This is a genomic window from Rhodococcus sp. EPR-157, assembly GCF_001647195.1.
Classification (GTDB): Bacteria; Actinomycetota; Actinomycetes; order Mycobacteriales; family Mycobacteriaceae; genus Rhodococcoides.
On the sequence record NZ_LVCV01000552.1, the window covers coordinates 1 to 3,665 of the forward strand.

At 62.8% G+C, this 3,665-nt stretch carries 2 protein-coding genes; both read right to left on the bottom strand.

Features of this window, described 5'->3' with window-relative positions:
- Nucleotides 1-40 precede the first annotated feature (40 nt).
- Nucleotides 41-1,927: an AfsR/SARP family transcriptional regulator gene (locus tag A2J03_RS24380; protein ID WP_197480943.1), complete on the bottom strand. Its 1,887-nt coding sequence runs from the start codon at nucleotides 1,925-1,927 to the stop codon at nucleotides 41-43.
- A 213-nt stretch (nucleotides 1,928-2,140) separates the two neighbouring features.
- A partial coding sequence (locus tag A2J03_RS24385) for a multicopper oxidase family protein (RefSeq protein ID WP_068379187.1) occupies nucleotides 2,141-3,665 on the bottom strand: 1,525 nt, incomplete at its 5' end.

A 3,665-nucleotide genomic window follows, 5' to 3' on the forward strand; every position in this document is an offset into this window, starting at 1 on the left:
TACGCAGGTAGTGGACGACGAAACGACCATCACGCCGTAGCTAACTGGTCATCCGCTGCCACCGATTGTCGGTAGACGTCGATGCCACCCGCACCAGGCGGGTGGCATCGACGCGTACGGCGTCCGCAAGTTCGGCGCGCGTGCACTGCGCGGCAAGCGCATCACGAACCAGAGGACATATGAAGCGCACAGCGTTCGAGTCCGGCAGTTCCACGAGAAGCCCTGCCGCAAGAGCTGGTTCGAGATGCGTCGACGGTCTCGCGATCAGTTCTTCTGGCTGTGCCGCCGCCAGACGCAGCTCCTTCCGCGTCTCGCTTGGAAGCGTCGAAGTTCGGGAGCGGATCACCGCAGAAACGGAATCGGGAACGACATCTCGACGCACGCCGTCGATCCCGATTTCACGTATCACTTCTGCTGTGTAGTAAGGATTCCCGCCAGCCCGACGATGTATGTACTCGGCCAGCTGAAACGTTTGCTCCCGGATACCGGCATGAACAACCATCCGCGCGGTGGCGTCGACGTCGAGCGCGCTGATCCGCACCAGCGTCGAGTCGCACTTGCTGGTCAATCGAACCAAAGAGCCACGCCGAGAACGAGTCTCGGAACCGTTGTCCTGCCAGGTCGCGACGATGACGAGAGGAAGCTGACGTAGATTGCCGACTACCAGTTGCAGTACCTCGCGGCTGGCGCGATCGGCTCGATCGAGATCGTCGAGTACGACCAGGGTGGGATGACCCTCGACGAGTCGATGAAGCGCGAGTACGACGCTGTCCAGAATCAGGAAGTCGGCGCGGTAGCGCTCCTTGGCTTTCGACGGCACCGGCCACCCAGGCAGAAGTTCCAGCAGCTGCGGCGCGATGACCTCTGCCGCCCGTGCGAGCTGCCCTCGCCCAGCATTGTCTCCCAGTGCGCGCAACACCTGCACCCACGACCACAATTGCGGTTGACGAATCCCCTCGGGCGGACACGACCACGCTGCGGTGAACCCGACGGACTCGGCCCGTAGAACTGCCTCACCCGCGATCGCGGTCTTCCCGATCCCCGCTTCCCCTGCCAGAACGATGACGCGCCCGACGCCGCACTGCGCGCTGAGGAGGGCGTCGTCGATCCTCTGCATCTCCGCGTCCCGACCGAACAAGCAGGAGTCGGGCGGCCCGACGATACCGGGGGCATCGTCCGGTTCGAGCCACCCCAGGGTCGCGGACTGTCGCCTGATCTCTGCTTCGAGCGAGACCAAGGCTGCTCCGGGCTCGATACCCAGCTCGTCCTTCAGCAGCAGTTCCACCCGTCCGAACGCACGGAGCGCATCGGCCCGCCTGTTCGCGCGATACAGCGCGAGCATCAGTTGCCACCACAACCGCTCCCGCAGCGGTGATGTCACGATCTGATCCTCGAGCTGTCCCACGATGTCGACGTGGTGTCCGAGCATGAGCCTGCAGTCGAAGTACGCTTCGACGATATCTGCGCGGAGTTCCTCCAAGCGGTGCGTCTCATGCACGGAGACAGCCAGATCGCGCAGGTCCTCCAGCGGCTGCCCGGTCCAGACATCCATCGCCTCGCTCAGCAGTTCACACGCGCGAGCATGATTCCCGTTCTGAGATTCGATGCGTCCCGCTGCGGCCAGTGATTCGAAGCGGTCGACATCGAGATCCCCCGTCCCCAGTTCGAGTCGGTACCCGTACGACGTCGTCACCAACGATTCGGGGCCGAGCACCCGCCGCAAATTGGCCACGTAGGCACGAACCGAACTGATCGCTTTGACGGGTGGATCCCCGTTCCACACCGCCTCGATCATCGCGCCGAACTCGACGACATGCCCATGGGAAAGCAGCAGAACCGCAAGAACTGCGCGTTGTTTCGGCCCTCCCAGCGGCAGGGGCTCACCGTTGCGCAGGACTTGGAGTGGGCCGAGCAGCTTGTAGTCCACGCAACCCCCACCTTCGGCCCCGACACCACACAGAGGAATCAATTGAGCCACACCTCCCGGGATCGTGCACAACACGTAGTCCAATCGAATTCCAACCGTTATCGATTTCGGTGCGTTCCTTTCGTTTCTATGACAAAAGGAATTCACGGGGCTGCGATCGGCACCCGACGCCGCCTGAGGTCAGCGAATGGACATCCCCACCCAAGCGTGCGATCAGCCCAGTACGCGATATCGCAGCATCATCTCGTGATCCTCGTGGTCGAGCATGTGACAGTGCCACATGTAGCCCTGCAACTCCGAGCCGCTTCCATGATTGCCCGATGCGTGATGGCTCGATACTTGGTGGCTCGATACGGTGGAAAACGTTGCGTCGGGGTCGAATCCGAGTTCTTCGGCACGCGGGAACCGCACAAGGATTCGCGTCACGGTACCCGGGTAGGTGTTGACGGTGTCCTTGGCGCCGGCTTCCCACGGCGCGGGCGCAACCGTCGGCCCGGTGCAGTAGCGCTCTACGTCTGGTGACCATTTCACGCCGATGCCCGGTCGGGGGTTGTCGCGCTGGTACGCCGCGAGATCGACCGGCGCCCGGCCGAGGGTTCGAAAGTGCACGAGATGCAGATGGATCGGATGCGGTTCGAGTGTCGTATTGACGATGTTCCACTGCTCGACGGCGCCCTGGGCGGGCATTTCGATATCGGGATCGCTGTACCGCAGGTTGTTCAACGTCATCATCGGAGGCGCCATCGACAACCCGGCCGACGGCTGGTTGACCGTGACGGTTCGAGTGAAAGTAGGAGTCGGCACGGGAGGCAACAATGCGGCCTGGCCTTTGCCACCGCGATACATCGTCATGACGTCGCCTGTGAACCCGCGGCCCGACGCCACCCTGAATTGGCAGAACAGCGGCATCGGGACTGCACCGAGCGAGGCGGCCTGGGCAGGTGGCGGCTCGTCGTTGCGCAGTTCGACGACGGCGCCGGGCTCCACGGCACCGAAATCGACGAGCACATCGACCCGCTCGGCCGGCGCCAACCGGATGCTGTCGGTATGGACAGGTGCGTCGAGCAATCCCCCGTCGTTCCCGATCACCCAGAACTTCATCCTGTTCGAGAAGAACAGGTTCCACACACTGTAGGAACCGGCGTTGACGACACGGAACCGATAGAGACCGCGTGCGACTTCCATCGTCGGCCAGATCATTCCGTTGACGACTCCGACGTCGCCGGTCCCGCCACCCTCCCATTTGCCCTGCGGCACCGTGATATTCGAACGGATGCTCATCGAACCGTCGGGATTCATGATCTTTTCCTGCAACACCAACGGCACCTCGAACTCACCGGACGGCAATCCGAGCGAGTTGTCGGCCAGTCCCGAATCGAATTGGTCCCGAACTAGATTCGTGCCGACAAGCCCGGCGTAGACGTTGATGCGCGTCATCGACATCGCATGATCGTGGTACCACAGACCAGCAGCGTCGTTCAGGCCAGGGAAGCTGTGCGTCAGGGACTCCCCGGGTCTCACCAGCATCTCGGAGTGCCCGTCACTGTCCGGTGGCGTGATACCTCCGTGCAGGTGCAACGACGTCGGCGTCAGGTGACGGTCGTTCTCGCTCATCCCGTGCAGCGAGGTGTCGATATCGGCGGCGAGAGGATTGCCGTTCGTCGAATTGGTGTACCGCAGCGTCCACGGCTGCCCCTGCACGCTTTCGATCGTCGGACCTAGGTAGTCGAGTTCGCCG